This window comes from Actinotignum timonense, from assembly GCF_002860685.3.
Classification (GTDB): domain Bacteria; phylum Actinomycetota; class Actinomycetes; order Actinomycetales; family Actinomycetaceae; genus Actinotignum; species Actinotignum timonense.
The window spans coordinates 1,631,089-1,648,005 of record NZ_CP136960.1 but is presented as its reverse complement, the minus strand read 5'-3'; the positions used below and the strand labels follow the sequence as shown (position 1 = coordinate 1,648,005).

Here is a 16,917-nt window from a genome sequence, read left to right as displayed (position 1 = left end):
TGTTTTTGAGACGTCACTGTTATGAACAAAGGAGATCATTATGACGTTCACTATTAATCTGCGTGAGGATCAGTTCACCGAGGCACCGCGCCGCCTGGCCGAATCCCCAGAGTTTCGGGTGATTGCGAAGCGCTATCCTTCGGGCGTTGCTGCGCTCACCGTACATAATTCCCGCGGATATATCGAGGTTCTTCCGTTTATGGGCGGCATCATCTGGGACGCCCAATTCGACGGTATCTCGCTGCGCATGAAAAATATGTTCAGCCAGCCGCGCCCCGCCCGCGAGATTTCGGATACCTACGGCTGTTTCGCTTTCCATTCCGGCTTGCTCGCGGCCGGTTGCCCGAGCCCGGACGATACTCACGTGCTGCACGGGGAGTTTTCTTGCGCCACGATGGATCGCGCTTGGATTGAGATCGATGGTTGTGGGAACGACGGCGCTATTCGGCTTGCATCCACCTATGAATACGCACGTGGATTTGGCGATCATTACCGTGCCACGCCCACGGTTTCACTGGGTGCCGGGGCCACCGATTTCACCATCGGTATGGATGTGGAGAATCTTTCTCCCTGCCAGCCGATGCCCCTCCAGTACATGTGCCATATGAATTATGCCTTCGTGCCCGGCGGCATTATGCGCCAGTCGCTCCCTGCGGGCAGTTTCCAATTGCGCCGCTCCATTCCCGCGCACGTCACGCCCACGCCGGAATGGACTGCGTTGAATAACCGGATTATCGCCGGTGCAATCGATGCAGATTCCTTGGAAGGTGCGGAGAGCTTCAATCCGGAGATCGTGTACTTCGCCGATGATCTGCCCCGCTACGGGCAGAGCGCGCGTTTTGAGCTTGCGGCCCCGGATGGGCACGCTTTCTTCACAGAATTTTCGACGGCGCAATTCCCCGTGGCGACCCGGTGGATCCTCTGGACTTTAGACCAGCAGGTGGCTGCTTTTGTTCTTCCGGGAACCAGCCGGCCCGAAGGTTTCCTGGCCGCTAAGGAGGCCGGCACTCTTATTTGGGTGGAACCTGGCGGAACTCGAAGTTTCCGGGTCCATACTGGCCTGGTACCGGAAGGGCAGGCCACGGGGCTTTCTCATTTCCGCAGCGCGAAGAACGATACAGCAGAAGAGGCACACTAATGGATATCGCAGTAATCGGCTCGAATATGGTCGATCTTATTTCCTATATCAACCGCATGCCCGGCGATGGCGAAACCGTGGAGGCGCCCGATTTCGCGCTCGGCTGCGGTGGGAAGGGAGCCAATCAAGCGGTGGCTGCCGCACGCCTGGGTTCGGCGGTGCGGATGGTGACTCGGGTGGGTAATGACCTCTTTGCCGATAACACGGTTGCGAATTTCGAACGCAACGGGATTGATACCACCTATGTGCTGCGTACCGCGGCGACTTCGGGGGTGGCTCCTATTTTCGTCAATCCGGATTCCCAGAATTCCATCATTATTGTGCAGGGTGCTAATTCCTTGCTGACTCCGGCCGATATTGATGCCGCGGCGGCGGAGATTTCCAGGTGCAAACTGATCGTTCTACAGCTGGAGATTCCCCTGGAAACGGTCTATTACGCGATTGAATTCGGGGTGAAACACGGTATTGATGTTCTTCTCAACCCGGCGCCAGCCCAACCGGATCTGCTGCTCTCCCGGGTGCGGGCCTGCACCTATTTCACACCTAATGAAAGTGAGCTATCGCTGCTCACCGGGATGCCGGTGGAAACTATCCCGGATATTCGCAATGCCGCGCATACTCTGCTGGAGGCGGGGATGCGCAACGTTATTGTGACGCTCGGCGGTAGGGGAGTGCTCTGGGTGGCCGATGGCGTGGATATGCTGCTGCCGGCAACGCCGGTGGAAGCGGTGGATACCACCGGCGCAGGCGATGCCTTTATCGGGTGCTTCTCCCATTATGTGGTGGCCACCGGCGATATCGAGTATTCCTTGCGGATGGCTAATCGCTACGCGGCCGATTCGGTAACAAAACGCGGCACCCAAACCTCCTACGCCAGCAAAGAGGAATTCGCTCTCCTGCACAGCTAGACGGCGGCTGGGGATGCGGATCCGCGCCCTGTTATATCCCCGCGCGGTGAAAGGCGCGTAGAAAGTGGCGGCCAGGGGCTCTATCGGGAGCTTCCTGGCCGCTGCTGCGCTATAGTGCCAATAAGAACAATGCCGCATACCGTATCGAGCCGTCCGTGAGGGGAAATAATGGAACGAGGCTGGCTTTTTCATCCCGAAGAAAAATATCAATTTCACCACGTATGGGATTATGACAACCAGCATCCTGATGCACTTTACGAGATCAGCTTTTCTAATGGGGAATGTTACCGGGCGGTCTACTTCACCTCGTTCGAAAGCGATAATGCCGGTGAACTCGACATCGAAATGGACGATCCCCTCTACGACGAGTTCTTTGTAATGGATTTCGAGATTTTGGAAATTGTCCACGACGGCCCGCGCCGGTATAGCAATTTCCTCGCGGTTGATTACCGGGATTTTCCGGAGAAGATTATTGACATCACGACCAACACCGTGGTTTATCCGGCAAATTCGCCGACTCGGGCAACGATACCTACTATCCAAAATTGAGGCCCACATCGTCCCCGTCACACTGAGCAAGAGGAACAATGAATGACCGGCATCATCCATCCAGAGGAACGAGACCAAGTAGATGTTCTTGAGGGCTACTACTGGGATCATCCGGATGTGTACTATCGCATCGTTTTTGCCGATGGTGAGGAATATATAGGTATTTTTTCGCGGCATTCGAAAGTGATAATGCCGGCGAGCTTGGGATTGAAATGGATGATCCTCAATACGATGAATTCTTCGTTGTTGCGATTGAGATTGTGAGTATTGTTCACGATGGCCCCAGACGCCTCAACCAATACCTTTCGCTCGATTACCGCGACTTCCCCGAAAAAATTATCGACATCACGAACGGTGTTGTGCTCTATCCACCTCCGCCTCATTCCCCGAGCAGTACCGTTCAATAACAATCCGCGGGGCCCGGGATGCTCACCAGGAACACCGCCAAACCCCGCGGATCGCGTGATGTGCACTAGCGTTTCCGCTACTGCGTCATCATGAAATGTGAAATATAGAAACTGTTATTAGATATAGGAACCGTCCGGTTGCGGGAAGAAGCCCACGTGGCTGTAGAACACCGTGAAGGACAGGAAGATCCACAGCATGCCCACGCCCCAGGTGAGGATAGCGGCGATACGCGCCACCCACTTGCTATCCGGAACAAAGGGGGAGAGGATCGCCGAAACCCCGGTGCCCACGTACAGGAACATGACCAGCAGCGGCTCGATGAGCGATCCGGCCATGAGGCGCGCAACCGGCTCGATTTCCGGAGGACGCCACATACCGAAGTGCATACCCGCGATGCCGAAAAGCACCAGCCCGAAGCCGCCAATAGCGGCAACGTAGAGAAGCGGACGCAGCGTGGCCACCAGATCGAGGGGGCGCACACCCTTATCCGCAAGCTTTTCAGCACGCAGAATCGCAATACCGGCGATGAAGGTCAAAATTCCGTAGAAGGCAGCCGGCTCACCGAAAGTGATGTTATCAACGGAGCAGCAGAAAGCGCCGTCGATCTGGGCCAGCGGCCAGGTCAGGGTCATATGAATACCCGTAATCCCCAGGAAGGCACCGGTAGCAACGAAAGTCCAGCCCCACCCGGCCAGGGTGCGGTGATTCGGGTTCGCAGCCACGCGGGCGAAAAGAACCACGAGCACCATAATCGCACCGGCAACGAGCGCCATGGTGGTGTTATACGTAATACCTTGCATGAGCATGGCCCGTTACCTCCTTTCCGAAAGCAGGAATTGGCGGATGGACATCAAGGCGATGGAAGCGGCAAAAGTGATGCACCAGCTCAGGACGCCAAGATCCTGCCCGGTACTTCCGCTTGCCGTGGCCCAGAAGACCAGCCCGATAACGAGTCCAAGCGCGAGGACAACCCAGGTGGCTTTTGCGAGGAGCGACGCCCACCTGGCAACCTTGTGCTCCTCTAGGTCAGTGGGGATGCCACTGAAATCTTGATGATTTTCCATGTGTTAAGCATAACTTAAATCGCCCAGACTTTTATCAGCTTGCGTGGAGCATTTCTTCGGACAATAGTCCCGTGTGACGTAAATCGCTGAAAACTCGCCATTTTTGCGAAATTTTAGTTGTAGTACGACGACGCTGCGTGTCTCACTACCCGGAATGGACTCAGCAGCACGCCGGTACAGAAACCCCGTATAAGAAAATTCCCGAGATGCACCGCGCTGGCATCCCGGGTGAAAACGTCGGGCTAGCGGGATTTGAACCCACGACCCCTTGACCCCCAGTCAAGTGCGCTACCAAACTGCGCCATAGCCCGAAGCGATAAGAAAACTTAGCGCTATCCCCGCCCCAATAACCGGATTTCAACATCAAGTCATCGCCACGTGGACCACATGAGATTACCTCAAACGAATAGAAAAAGACAAATCCCAGAAGGTGACATAGCCCGCTCTTCGCGCGGTGCTGCGATATGCCTGACACAGTGGCTTGATATGCCCGACGCACTGTTGCGATAAGTACAGCGCAGCATCGCGACATGTACGGCACAGCGCCGCAATACGTCTAGCGCCGGATGCCTCACTAGAGTTATAGCCCCAAATCGTTATAGGATTGTTACCGATAAAGAGGCGCCGGAGTGAGTTCTCCAGGGCAGTGAAGGAGAGGCATATGGCTGAACAATTTGATCCGAGGTCGGCCGCACCCGCGCCCACGGAAACATCTCGCTTCACCGCTATTGGCGCGCAGCCCGATCAACCGGTAGCCGAACGCCATCTCAGCCCCCAAGAATGCACCGCCATTGATGCCCTCCCCGCAGGTTCCGCACTCCTCATTGCACTATCCGGCCCGAATTCCGGGGCCCGGTTCCTCCTCGATGGGGAAGTGACGAATGCGGGGCGTTCCCCACGCGCTGATATTTTCCTTGACGACGTTACGGTTTCCCGCAAACACGTGCAGTTCTTCCGCCGTGGCGATACGTTCCACGTGCGTGATTCCGGCTCCCTCAACGGCACTTACGTTAATCGGGAACGGGTGGATGATGCCGTGCTCCGCACCGGCGATGAAATCCAAATCGGAAAATTCCGTTTGACCTTCTACGCTTCGCGAGCCGGTGCGTGATACACCGGTGATATCTCGCGCTTCTACGGCCACCCCGGATTCTTCCTTCCCGCCCACTTCCGCTCCGCGCCGCATGCGGGCAGATGGCAGCCCGAGCACCTGGCCCCATGACCTCAGCCACGAACCAACCCTGCGTATCGGGGAAGTTCGCCGTGCCCTCACCGATGAATTCCCCATGCTCTCGGTTTCGAAAATCCGACATTACGAATCCATCGACCTTATTTCTCCCTATCGCACCGCAACCAATCAGCGGCTTTTCTCCACCTCCGATACCGAACGTTTGCGTTTTATCCTGAGGGAACAGCGTGACCGTTTCCTGCCCCTCGACCAAATCCGGGAAGAGCTGCGCCAGCTCGATGAAGGCATCATCGAGGCACCGGGCCGCCCCGGGGGGATGCGCACCGTCGCCGCACCGGAAGTACGCCGCCCGAAACCGGGCGAACGTATCACCCAAGCCGAATTGGCCGATATGACCGGAGCGGCGCTGGGCACGATTGAAGAGCTGGTCACCGCGGGAATCCTCGCCACCGATGCGCGCGGGCGCCTCTCCGCGCAATCGGCGGATATTGTGCGCTACTGCGTGATGCTTCTGGAAGCCGGCTATGATCTGCGCCAGATTCGCAGCGTCAAGAATTCCGCGCACGCCCAGGCCGTGATGATTACCACCCAGTTGGCCACCGAGCTGGCAAAGAAAACCCCGGTTGCCTCCGAACGCGCCCTCAACCAGGCCGCCGAGGATGGCGCCACCATCGCCCGGCTTTACGGCGCTCTGCTCACGGAAAACGTCGAAGTGGAACTGCGCTAAATCGCATTGCGTGCAGCCGGAAAACACGTCACGCGCCGCCCGCTTCGCGCCCCTGAAAATGCAGCTCACGGCGCTATTTGCGCAAAAGTGAGCCACGCCGGGCAGACAGCACCGCCCACCCAGGAGTAGGGTGGCAGTACAACTTCATATCGATTGAACCGAACCCAGGTCATGCTGGGCACCTCAACTAGCAGGAGACAATTAATGTCAGGTTCTGTGGAAACCCAAGGTATTGACCTTGTTTCTCCCCGGGAAAGGTACGGTCGCCCCCGCGATCTTTTCTTCCTGTGGGCGGGCACAACCACGAATATTTTTACCGTGTCCTACGGCGCCATGCTGGTGCTGCTCTACGGACTTTCATTCACCCAGGCGCTCGCCGTTATTGTGATCGGCAACGTTATTGCCTATCCGCTTCTCGCGCTTACCTCCATTCAAGGGCCACTCACCGGTACCACCACGATGACCATTTCGCGGGCATCACTCGGTACCCGCGGAGCTCGTATTAATGGAGTGCTGTCCTGGCTTATGCTCATCGGCTTCGAAGCCGGGGGACTCATTCTCGTTTACTACGCCTGTGAGGCGCTCCTCGCCCGCGCGGGCATTGCCTTAGAGGGCGGCGGGCAGATTGCCGTCGTCGTTCTTCTTGCAGGGATTCAGCTTCTTCTTCCCCTTCTCGGCCACCGGATTCTCATGGCAGCGCAAAAATACGCAACCATGATTTTCACGGTGGCTTTTCTTGTGCTGGCGGCCCTCATTATTCCGCAGGCCGCGCCGGGTGCCTCGGCTGGCACCGATTCGCTTTTCACCCTAATTTCGGCAACCTCGCTCGTTATTGTCTCGGGTGGGCTGTCCTGGGCACCGAGCGGCGCGAATTTCTCCCGCTACCTGCCCGCTGATTCTTCGCCCCTAGCAGTGGGAACCTGGGCGGCGCTGGGCGGGTTCATTCCCTATGTGCTGCTCCAGACCCTCGGCGCCGCGATGGCAACCGTGGCGGTTCCCGCGGAGGTGGAGCTGTCCAATCCGCTGGCCGTCCCGGCCATCCTCAGCCCGGCCTTCGCGGTGCCCTTCCTCATCCTGGTGATGGTCGGTTTGCTGCTTCAAAACGGCACCAACCTCTATTCCTCGGGCCTAAATTTGCAGACGGCCGGCATCCACGTGCCGCGCATGGTGATTGTGTGCATTGACAGCCTTATCTGCGTGGCCATCTGCATTTTCGCGATCCAGCAAGAAGCTTTCTACAGCCTCCTCAACGCTTTCGCGGCCTCGCTGAGTATCTGGCTGGCTCCCTGGGTGACCGTGTATCTGCTCGATTGGGTGGCACGGCGCGGCACCTACCATCTTTCCGGCCTAGCCATTGAATCCCACGGCCCGTACTGGGGCAGCGGTGGGGTGCGCTGGTCCGGAATGGCCGCGCTGCTGGGCGGGATGCTCTGCTCGGCGCTGTTCACGAACTCGGGTTACCTGGTGGGTCCGCTTACTCGGCTCCTCGTGGACGTGCCCGCCGCGGCCCCCGATCTGTCTATTCCCGCCGGCGTGATCGCCTCCACCCTCATCTACCTGGCCCTGCGGCCGGTGCGTGAACGTGAACGCGCAGCCCGCCGCGCCTTTATTACCGCTGCCTAAGGGCCGCGCAACAGCCACATCCGCCCCGACCCTCATAGTTTTTAGGAGAACCCATGCCTCATCGTCAGCTTCTCGACGTCGCCTACGGGCGCGCCCACGCCGATACCATTATTGATAACGGAATCCTGGTGAACGTGCTCACCGGGGAAACCTACCCGGCCTCCGTCTCCATCGCCTACGGGCGCGTGGCCGCGGTGGGGAACGTGGACGCGCAGCGCGGCCCGAATACCACCGTTATTGATGCCGACGGCGCCTACCTGACTCCCGGCCTCATTGACGGGCACCAGCACATCGAATGCTCCAAACTTTCCGTAACCATGTTCGCGGATCTGGTATCCCGCTACGGAACCACCTCCGTGATTTCCGGCCTGGACCAGATCCTAGTATCCGCCGGCCTAGAAGGCGTGCAGGAATTCCTGGCCGAAGCCGAAGAATCCTCCATGCGAGTATGGTGGGGCGCGCCCGCCAAGGCACCCTACACGGTGCCCGAATCCACCGTGGGGCACCGCTTCGCCGTGGAAGATCACCGGAAAGTACAGCGCATGCCCGAATGCGTGGGCCTGTGGGAAACCGTGCAGGAAATGGTGGAATACGGAGATGAAGAAGTCCTCACCGCCATGGACCTGGCCGAAGAAAACCGCCTGCACGCCTTCGGCTGCGCACCGCTCGTGGATGCGCGCCGGGTTGCCGGCTACGCGGCCTCCGGCGTAACGCTATGTCACGAATCGTATTCTCCGGAAGAAGAGCTGGAAAAGATGCGTAACGGCATCAATATCCTCATCCGGGAATCCACCGCCGCCCCCATGCTCGCGGAAAACATTAAGCTCATTACCGAGATGGGTGCGCCGGCCCACCGGGTTGGTTTCTGCACCGACGATGTGACCGCCACCGATATTCTGGGCCGCGGCCACCTCGATTACGTGGTGCGGCTGGCCATCGAGAAGGGAATTGACCCGGTGACCGCAATCCAGATGGCCACCATTAACACCGCCCGGATGTTCCAGCTCGATGACCGCATCGGCGCTATCGCCCCGGGGCGCTTTGCCGATATCCTTTTCGTTGATTCTCTCGAAGATTTCCGGCCCCGCACCGTCCTCAAGGGTGGGCGGATCGTGGCGCAGAATGGCGCCGCCGTACGGGCACCGCAGGCCCCGCAGCGCACCGCCACGGTGCTCGATACCTTTAAGCTCGCCCCGGTGAGCGCGGATCGCATCGCTGTTCCGGTTGCCGATTCGGCTACCTCGGCGCGGGTGCGCACCATCGTGCTCTCCAAGGACGTTGCCTTCAAGCGCCCCGGCGCGGAGGTCGAACTCCCGGTGGTGGATGGCAAGGTGCAACCCGATATCGCCCAGGATGCCATTTATGTATGCGTGGCCGAACGCTACGGCAAAACCACGAATCTGCCCGTTGCTTTTATTCAGGGCTTTGGCCTCAAGCGCGGAGCAATTGCCACCTCGGCGGCCCCGGACGATAACAATGTGGTGTGCGCGGGGGTGAACCCGGAGGATATTGCCCTGGCAATCAATGAAGTGGCCCGCCTGGGCGGGGGACAGGTTGCGGTATGCGACGGTGAGGTTATTGCCTCGCTGCCCCTCCCAGTGGGCGGTATTGTTGCCGACCTAGTTGCCGAGGATATGGCCGCCGCCGAAGCGGAAATGGACCGGGCCGCCCGCGAGGTGCTGGGTGCGGAGCTCGATTCGCCCTTCGGCCAGCTCATCTTCCTGTCCATCACCGCGATTCCCGATTGGGCGATCACCGATCTTGGCCTCATTGACTGCGTTACATTCAACGTCGTCGACCCCGTTATTGCAGCGCGGTAAACGTGCGCGACCGCGCGAACGTTACCACGCAGAAAGGAAAAATATGACCGCGATTTCGCCCTTCGTACAGGGCCTGCCCAAAGTTGAGCTGCACCTGCATATTGAAGGAACCCTGGAACCCGATCTCAAATTTAAGCTCGCCGCGCGCAATGGCGTGGAGCTACCCTACGCGAGCGAGGAGGAGGTGCGGGCTTCCTACCAATTCGATGACCTCGCTTCCTTCCTGGACGCGTATTACGAAGGTATGAGCGTGCTGCTCACCGCGCAGGATTTTTACGACCTCGCAATGGAGTATTTCCGAAAGGTCGCGCGCCAGAACGTGCGCTACGTGGAAATGTTCTTCGACCCGCAGGCGCATACCTCGCGCGGGGTGGACTTCCATACCGTGATCTCCGGGCTGCGACGCGCCCAAATTGAGGCGCGTGAGCAGCTGGGGGTGGACAGCGCTCTCATTATGTGTTTCCTGCGGGATTTCCAGTCGGAATACGCCATGGCGACCCTGCTGGAATCGCTGCCGTACCGCCCGTGGATTATCGGCGTGGGGCTCGATTCGGATGAAACCGGCAACCCGCCCGCCAAGTTCGCGGCCGTCTTCGCCAAGGCCCGCGAGCTGGGCTATCAGCTCACCATGCACTGCGATGTTGATATTGCCGATTCGGCCGAGCATATCCGCCAGGTCCTCGAGGACGTGCGGGTGGACCGCGTGGACCACGGCACCAATGTGCTGGAAAAGCCGGAGCTGGTGGAGTACATGGCCAGCCGCGGTATCGGCCTGACCTCCTGCCCGATCTCCAATACCTGGGTTTCCGACGGCTCCAAGGTGGGGCTGCTCACCGAGCTGGATAAGCGCGGGGTCAAGGTCACCGTCAATTCGGATGACCCGGCGTATTTCGGCGGGTATATCGCGGAGAATTACCAGCGCGTGGCGGACGAAGCCGGGGTCGATAAGGAGACCCTCAAGCGTTTCGCGCGCAATGCGGTGGATATTTCCTGGGCTCCGGCCTCCCTCAAGGAGCGCATCGCCGCCGAGATTGCCGCCTATGAAGGCTAGATGAGGTAGGCGCTGGGGCGGGCGAGTGGCATCTCGCCTGCTCGCCTCAGCCGCCTCAATTTTCACAATAACATCGCGTGTATCGTTTATCACATCGCGATAGGAACGACGGCGCCGGCCGCTTCTCGCGTGGGAGCGTGCCGGCGCCGCGGGCTTTAAGCGTTGGAAACTAGCCAATCTTGGGTGGGGGTGCGGTAGGCTAGGGGAGTAGTAAACAGTGCTTTCTTGCGGCGCCTTACCCTAAAGCTCAAGTTGAGCTTTAGACACGCCGCGCCGGGCGCTGACCCGCTGGCCGGGCTGCTATATCGTGGTAGCTAACACTGGCAACCGGCCAGAATCCACGCTGCGAAACGGAGAGACTATGAGCGACGCGACTGCCAAGGACGCGACGTATCGGCGTACCCAACCGATGCTCTTCGGCGATCCTCTTCCCGAGCTTGACGCCGAAACCGGCTACCGCGGTCCGATTGCCTGCAAGGCCGCAGGCATCACCTACCGCCAACTCGATTACTGGGATCGTACCGGTCTTGTGTCGCCTACCGTGCAGAATGCTTCGGGTTCCGGCAGCCAGCGTCTCTACTCCTTTAAAGACATCCTGGTCCTCAAGGTGGTCAAGCGCCTCTTGGATACCGGGGTATCACTCCAGCAGATTCGGGTCGCTATTGCGCAGCTCAAGGATCGCGGGGTGGAAGATCTGGCCGGTATTACCCTCATGTCCGACGGCGCTTCGGTTTACGAATGCACCTCCGATGATGAAGTGATCGATCTGGTCAAGGGCGGCCAGGCTGTTTTCGGTATCGCGGTTGGCCGGGTCTGGCGTGAGATCCAGGGTTCGCTTTCCGAGCTTCCTACCGAACGCGCTGAAGAAGAAGTGGTCGATGAATTGGCCCAGCGCCGCCTCGCGAAGCGCCGCCGCGGAGCGTAGCGAGGTAGCAACGGGAAGCTGGTGTTCTAGCTAGCTTTCCAGCAGTTTTATTCTTTTCCGCGAACTCCTATATAACGAAGAAATCCCGGTTACCCCTGCTGCCTGAGCAGTGAGGTAACCGGGATTTTTCTTGGGCTAGCGGGCCCGGGCCGGCGCTACCTTAGCGGCGCACAGCCGGGGTATCCGTTCCGTTACCGTCCCAGTCCCCGATGAAGACCGCATCGCCGTGGCGCCCGTAGGCGAGCGTCGTTTCTGCATCTCCTCCGGTGAGGCGGTTGGTGATGTGGAAGGTGTTGCCGCGGCGCACCGCGAAGGTATCCTTCCCGTCCCCGTCGAAGTCTCCGGCAAAGACCTGGTCATCGGCACGTCCGTAGGAGAAGACCTGCTCAGCATTCCCACCAACCAGCGAGTTCTGGACGTAGAAGGTATTCCCGCGGCGCACCGCGAAAGTATCCTTCCCATCCCCATCGAAATCACCCACGAGGACTTCATCACCAGCGCGCCCGTAGGAGAAGACCTGCTCAGCATTCCCACCAACCAGCGAGTTCTGGACGTAGAAGGTATTCCCGCGGCGCACCGCGAAAGTATCCTTCCCATCCCCATCGAAATCACCCACGTAGACCTCGTCGCCAGCGCGCCCGTAAGAGAACACTACGGAAGCCACGGTCGCCGTCCAGTTATTGGAGACGAAGAAGGTATTGCCGTGGGAGGCCGGGGGAGTGGCCGGCTTGCTCGGCTGTTCGCTCGGTTCCTCGCTCGGTTCCGGTTGGTCGCTGGGCTCGGGCGCCGGAGGTTCGGCCGTGGGCTCCACGCTCGGAGTAGGAACCGGGGTCGGTTCCGGAACGGGCGTGGGTTCTGGCTTGTCACTCGGGCTCGGTGCCGGTTCGGTCGGCTCCACCGAAGGCGTCGGCACCGGAGCGGGCGTGGTCGGATCGACCGTCGGCTCAACACTCGGGCTCGGCGCGGGAGCGCTCGGCTCCGGCTTCTCGCTCGGGGTAGGCTCCGGCGTGGGCGTCGGCTGCGGCGTCGTGCATTCCTTCACGCAGAAGGGCGCCGTCACGAAGGTTTCTTGGCTGGAGCTGCGGGTGAAACCGGGCAGGGTCTCACCGCTCGGCTCAGTTGTTCCCCCGCCGGTGCCCTTCACGACCCGCAACTCGAAGACGTAGCGACCCGGGGCGGCCGCGGTGCGCGTCGTCGCCGAAGCGGATTCGAGGTAGGTGCCGTCCCAGGCGAAGCGCCCCAGATCGGTACGGCCCACTCCGTCCTCGCTATGCACCACATTATTTTCCGAAACCGGGGCGCCCTTCGAGCCATCCTCGTTCGCGTGGAAGACCCGAATCTCCAGCTTCTGCACCGGGGAATCGATATGGTATTCCACTACCGGAACCGCGCCGTTGGCGTAGTCCATGGCGTAGGCGAAAAGCTCGGAATTGGGGGCGTTGGAGTACTGCGCACCCTTGTCCAGGCACTCACCCTTGTAGATGGTGGCCGGGTTGGGGCAGGCAATGAGCTTGGTCAGCGAGGGGGGATCGTAGGCGAGCAGATTCGCCAAATCCGGGCGCTTCTGGGCGATATCCGGGCGAATATCCTTGACCTTCCACGTGGTGTGGAGGAATTGCAAAGCATTTTCATAATCGCCCTTGAGGCCCGCGAAAGGCACCTGGTAGGTGGAATTATCATCGCCGTGGGCCACCACATAACCGCCGTAGATCGCACCCTCGGGCACATTCGTCGGATCGGTGACCGAGACCTGCACCTGTGCATCCGCCCCGGGTTGCACCGTCACCTGCGCGGGGTTAATCGCCACCTGCGCATCGGTCCCGTTGTAGGTGGTGAAACGATCGTGCGGTCCGCTGGTGGCGCGCACGTGAGTATCCGCCGTGAAGGTGTAGGTGACGGGCGCTGCCGAGGCGTTGTGCACGGTGAGCGTCGTCGTTTCCTGCACATCCGAATCGCCCAGCGAAATCTTCGCGGGCGTGATCGCGGTGGGAGCACCGCCGCCATTCGTGCCCGGTTCCGTGACCGCAGCGAGGGCCGCGGGCAGATTCACCAGGCCGGCGCCCTGGCGGTGGGTAGCGAGCTTCGGGGCATCCGCGCTGCCGTCCACGGTCACCGGGTCGGCGGTATTCTGCAAGGCTGTGCGCACCTGGGCCGGCGTGAGCTTCGGGTTGGCTTGGAGCAGCAGGGCCGCGCTTCCGGCCACGTGCGGGGCTGCCATCGAGGTACCCGAAATCGTCTTCCACGAGGGCGTCACGGCATCATCAACCGGCCACGCGGAATAAATATTGCCGCCCGGGGCGACCACATCCGGCTTGAGCTGGAGGTCCGCAGCTAGGCCCCAGGAGGAGAAATCGGAAATTTTCCCGCCGGTGGGGGAGGTGGCTACTCGCTTCGCGTCCGTCCATTCCAGGCTGGCGTTTCCGGCAGTCGCGGCCTCTTCGAAGCGCTCGCCCTGTTCCTGGGTGACCGCGATGACCGGGATCGTGACGGGCGGGTTTCCGGCGATGGTTGCGTTGAGGGTGCCGGGTTGGTTGTTGTAGATGATGACCGCTGCGGCGCCGTCGTCCTGCGCGGCACGCGCCTTCTGGTAGAAGGTCGAAGTTCCGCGCGAGACAAGCACTGCTTTCCCGGTAAACGGTGTTCCGGGAAGATCAACGGCACCGGTTTTTTGCCCTTCGGGATAGGCGACGACGTCGAGCCTACCCGCCGTGGGCACCGCGGGAGATTCTGTAACATTCTCAAATCCCTCAGGCCCGCCGTTGAACATCACGACCGGGCGCAGCACGTGGGTATTATCCACGGAGCCTACCGCGATAACCGAGGGGCCCACCGCCGGAGCACTACCGGAGAAAATGCCCTTAGCACCGGAATTACCCTGGGAAGCCGTTACCACCACGCCGGAGGCAACGAGGTTTTCCGTGGCCACCGCGGTGGGGTAGTTAGGCCAGGTCGCGAAGGCCGCGCCGATGGACATATTGACAACGTCCATCTTGTCCCGCTGGGCGCGTTCGAGCGCGGAGAGAATCACTTCGGAGCTGGTGGAACCCGTGCATCCGAAAACGCGGTAAGCACCGATGACAGCATCGGGAGCCACGCCCTTGAACGTGCTTTCCGGGTCGTTACCCGCGGCGATGCCGGCCACGTGCGAGCCGTGCCCGCCGCCCGCCCCGCAGTCATCAGGAAGAGCATCCGGGTGGGGGACCGGCTGGAAATTCGGGTCGCTGCGATCCGTATTGAAGGAATCGCCCACGAAATCGTAGCCGGTCACGATCTTGTCATTGGGGAAAGCACGCTCGCCCTTGACGCCGTTCCCGCCGAAAGCCGGGTGATCGATGGCCACGCCGGAATCAATGATTCCCACGCGCACACCCTTGCCGGTGACGCCGAATTCCTCATTGGCTACGCTCGCGCCGGTCATATCCCGCGCGGAGTACATATCGGGGGTTTCGCCGGAGCGGTTCATTTCCGCATCAGATTCAACTTCGGCGGGCCGTTCCACCGTGAGCACCGGGTAAACACCGATCACATTAGCGTCATTAACGTAGCGCGCTAGTTCCACCGAATCGGCTTCGACGGTCACGCCGTTCCACACGTCCTGGTAGGAGGTATCCACCTCGCCACCGTCATCTTCGACCGTCTGGGTGAATTCCCGCTGTTCGCCCGCGATGCGAGCGGAGGATCCACCTCGAATAAGAGGTTCGCTTTTGAGTTCAATAAACCATTTGCCGGTGAAATTCGGATCGCTTTCCGCCGCGGCAACGGTAGCGCGGATATCGAGGGGATCGTGCCCATCTGATTCCGTGGCCGCCGCGGTTGCGGGAGCGAGGGCGCCGCCAACGAGGGCGGCACACGCACAGGTGACGCCGAATCGGCGCCAGCGTGGTTGCTCAGCCATACATATCCTTCCTGATAGCTGGCCGCGGGTCCGGGCATAGAAATATGAGCCCAGCTCAACGGCATGCCAGCAATTTTGCCGAATATCTTAAATAATCAAAATTGATAGTCCAGAGTGTGAACGACCGGCGGAACAGTATATGAGAGTGGAGAGCGGGCGAGCGGGGGCATCAGCAGGGGGGCGAGCGGGGGCTCAACTTATCCCTCTCGCGGTGTCGCCCGGCCGCGTTTTGACATAATGTACATTATCGGCAAGTAGCGCGAGGGTACCGGATTTCTGTCCAGCCCCTCTTTAACGCGTCAAGGCGCCCGATTCGGGGACGTAAGCACCGGGACCCGCGGCGTCGTCGTTAATATGGAAACGGAGAAACGTAACGCGAGCAGGCATGCTCGCGAGGAAGGACAGCACGATGGCTGAACGTTCGTTGCGCGGTATGCGCATCGGAGCTAATTCGCTCGAAACTGATGACAATGTGGTTTTTGTGGACCGCCAGCAGGTGAAATACCGCTGCAAGAACGGCCACGAATTTGGCGTGGCGATGGCGGTGGACGCCGAGGTTCCCACCGCGTGGACCTGCCGCTGCGGCGTGGAAGCCGAGCTCATCGAGGGCGAAGGCGTGGACGACCGCAAGCCGCCCAAGCCGGTGCGCACCCACTGGGATATGCTCCTGGAACGCCGCAATGAAGATGAGCTCAAGGTGCTGCTGGAGGAACGCCTCGAGCTGCTGCGTGAAGGAAAGCTGCGGCTGCGGCGCAATCGCTAATCGCGCTCAGTTTCGCGGCGTGCCGGCCGCACGCCTCGGCTTTGCAGCGCCGAGCCCCATACCGCGGCGCTCAATTCCGCGGCGCTCAGTCTCGCGGCCGGCGCAGCTGAGTAACCACGCGTTTCGCGAGATTGCCCAGCTGCCTCCCCCGCCGCGTGACGCCCATCACCGTGGTGCGCTTGAGGGATTCGGTGAAGACCGAGCCGGAGAGCTTCGACTCCCCCGCCTCACGCTCCGAAAAAGTGATGGGCATTTCAACGATATGGCCCCCGCAGCGCGCCACGTGGTCGGTCATATCGGTCTGGAAGAAGTAGCCGCGCGCTTCCACGGTGTCCAGGTTGAGGCGCTCGAGGATATCCGTGCGATAGACGCGGTAGCCCGCGGTGGCATCGCGCACCGGCAGCCCGAGCATCCCTTGAATATAGAGGTTACCCAGGCGCGAAAGCGCCTCGCGGGGCTTGGACCAGCCGTCAATTTTCCCGCCCCGCACGTAGCGCGAACCGATGACCAAATCCGGCGCATCGGACATCGCGGCGCGTTCGAGCAGCAAGGGCAGCTGTTCGGGATGATGCGAACCATCGGCGTCCATTTCCACCACGTGGCTGTAGCCGCGCTCAATCGCCCAGCCGAAAGCCGCAATATAGGCGCGCCCGAGCCCGTCTTTTTCGGTGCGGTGCAGCACGTGGATGTGCTCATCGCGCCCGGCCAGCTCATCTGCGATCTTCCCGGTACCGTCCGGTGAATTATCATCAACCACGAGGATATCCGCCTCGGGTACGGCCCGCCGGGCCCGTTCGATAATCCGCGGAAGATTCTCCGCCTCGTTGTACGTGGGAATCGTGATGAGAACGTGCACG

General features: G+C 60.4%; 15 protein-coding genes and 1 tRNA gene. 11 read left to right on the top strand and 5 right to left on the bottom strand.

Features of this window, described 5'->3' with window-relative positions; all coding sequences use genetic code 11:
• Positions 1-40: 40 nt before the first annotated feature.
• From CYJ17_RS06845 to CYJ17_RS06830, 4 genes are all read left to right on the top strand, one after another.
• A complete protein-coding gene (locus CYJ17_RS06845; RefSeq protein WP_101594733.1) occupies positions 41-1,138 on the top strand; it encodes an aldose 1-epimerase family protein in 1,098 nt (365 codons plus the stop codon).
• Positions 1,138-2,046, top strand: coding sequence for a ribokinase (rbsK, locus tag CYJ17_RS06840; protein WP_101594736.1), 909 nt, complete (start codon positions 1,138-1,140; stop codon positions 2,044-2,046). The genes CYJ17_RS06845 and rbsK overlap by 1 nt, the downstream gene beginning before the upstream one ends.
• A gap of 168 nt (positions 2,047-2,214) precedes the next feature.
• Complete coding sequence (locus CYJ17_RS06835) at positions 2,215-2,595, top strand: hypothetical protein (protein WP_101594739.1); 381 nt, start codon at positions 2,215-2,217, stop codon at positions 2,593-2,595.
• A 42-nt stretch (positions 2,596-2,637) separates the two neighbouring features.
• Complete coding sequence (locus CYJ17_RS06830) at positions 2,638-2,859, top strand: hypothetical protein (RefSeq protein ID WP_244899271.1); 222 nt, start codon at positions 2,638-2,640, stop codon at positions 2,857-2,859.
• Between the two features lie 260 nt (positions 2,860-3,119).
• Here CYJ17_RS06830 and CYJ17_RS06825 read toward each other — a convergent pair whose 3' ends face one another.
• The 3 genes from CYJ17_RS06825 to CYJ17_RS06815 all read right to left on the bottom strand — a co-directional run bounded on the left by CYJ17_RS06825 (position 3,120) and on the right by CYJ17_RS06815 (position 4,378).
• Positions 3,120-3,809 (bottom strand): DUF981 family protein, encoded by a 690-nt coding sequence (locus CYJ17_RS06825; protein ID WP_026429366.1) that lies wholly within the window; start codon positions 3,807-3,809, stop codon positions 3,120-3,122.
• A 6-nt stretch (positions 3,810-3,815) separates the two neighbouring features.
• On the bottom strand, positions 3,816-4,067 hold the full coding sequence (locus tag CYJ17_RS06820) for a hypothetical protein (protein ID WP_016442796.1): 252 nt from the start codon (positions 4,065-4,067) through the stop codon (positions 3,816-3,818).
• A gap of 237 nt (positions 4,068-4,304) precedes the next feature.
• Positions 4,305-4,378: transfer RNA gene (locus CYJ17_RS06815), tRNA-Pro, on the bottom strand.
• A 350-nt stretch (positions 4,379-4,728) separates the two neighbouring features.
• Between CYJ17_RS06815 and CYJ17_RS06810 the strand changes: the two genes are divergently transcribed.
• The 6 genes from CYJ17_RS06810 (at position 4,729) to CYJ17_RS06785 (ending at position 11,402) form a co-directional block, all read left to right on the top strand.
• On the top strand, positions 4,729-5,178 hold the full coding sequence (locus CYJ17_RS06810; RefSeq protein ID WP_016442798.1) for an FHA domain-containing protein: 450 nt from the start codon (positions 4,729-4,731) through the stop codon (positions 5,176-5,178).
• The gene (gene ftsR / locus CYJ17_RS06805; RefSeq protein ID WP_244899272.1) at positions 5,171-5,983 is read left to right on the top strand and encodes a transcriptional regulator FtsR; all 813 of its coding nucleotides are present in this window, start codon (positions 5,171-5,173) and stop codon (positions 5,981-5,983) included. Before CYJ17_RS06810 ends, ftsR begins: the two co-directional genes overlap by 8 nt.
• Positions 5,984-6,187: 204 nt before the next feature.
• A complete protein-coding gene (locus CYJ17_RS06800; protein ID WP_101594742.1) occupies positions 6,188-7,606 on the top strand; it encodes a purine-cytosine permease family protein in 1,419 nt (472 codons plus the stop codon).
• Between the two features lie 53 nt (positions 7,607-7,659).
• Positions 7,660-9,426: an adenine deaminase C-terminal domain-containing protein gene (locus CYJ17_RS06795; RefSeq protein ID WP_101594745.1), complete on the top strand. Its 1,767-nt coding sequence runs from the start codon at positions 7,660-7,662 to the stop codon at positions 9,424-9,426.
• Between the two features lie 43 nt (positions 9,427-9,469).
• Positions 9,470-10,477 (top strand): adenosine deaminase, encoded by a 1,008-nt coding sequence (gene add, locus CYJ17_RS06790; RefSeq protein ID WP_101594749.1) that lies wholly within the window; start codon positions 9,470-9,472, stop codon positions 10,475-10,477.
• Between the two features lie 361 nt (positions 10,478-10,838).
• On the top strand, positions 10,839-11,402 hold the full coding sequence (locus tag CYJ17_RS06785) for a MerR family transcriptional regulator (RefSeq protein ID WP_026429372.1): 564 nt from the start codon (positions 10,839-10,841) through the stop codon (positions 11,400-11,402).
• A 160-nt stretch (positions 11,403-11,562) separates the two neighbouring features.
• Here CYJ17_RS06785 and CYJ17_RS06780 read toward each other — a convergent pair whose 3' ends face one another.
• Entirely contained in the window at positions 11,563-15,297 is a 3,735-nt protein-coding gene (locus CYJ17_RS06780; protein WP_101594753.1) for a S8 family serine peptidase, read from the bottom strand.
• A 409-nt stretch (positions 15,298-15,706) separates the two neighbouring features.
• Here CYJ17_RS06780 and CYJ17_RS06775 point away from each other — a divergent pair, with 409 nt between their 5' ends.
• Positions 15,707-16,060 carry an RNA polymerase-binding protein RbpA gene (locus CYJ17_RS06775; protein ID WP_016442806.1) on the top strand — a complete coding sequence of 118 codons (354 nt, stop codon included), beginning with the start codon at positions 15,707-15,709 and terminating at the stop codon, positions 16,058-16,060.
• 85 nt (positions 16,061-16,145) lie between these two features.
• Here CYJ17_RS06775 and CYJ17_RS06770 read toward each other — a convergent pair whose 3' ends face one another.
• On the bottom strand, positions 16,146-16,916 hold the full coding sequence (locus tag CYJ17_RS06770) for a polyprenol monophosphomannose synthase (protein WP_244899273.1): 771 nt from the start codon (positions 16,914-16,916) through the stop codon (positions 16,146-16,148).
• Between the last annotated feature and the right edge of the window lies 1 nt (position 16,917).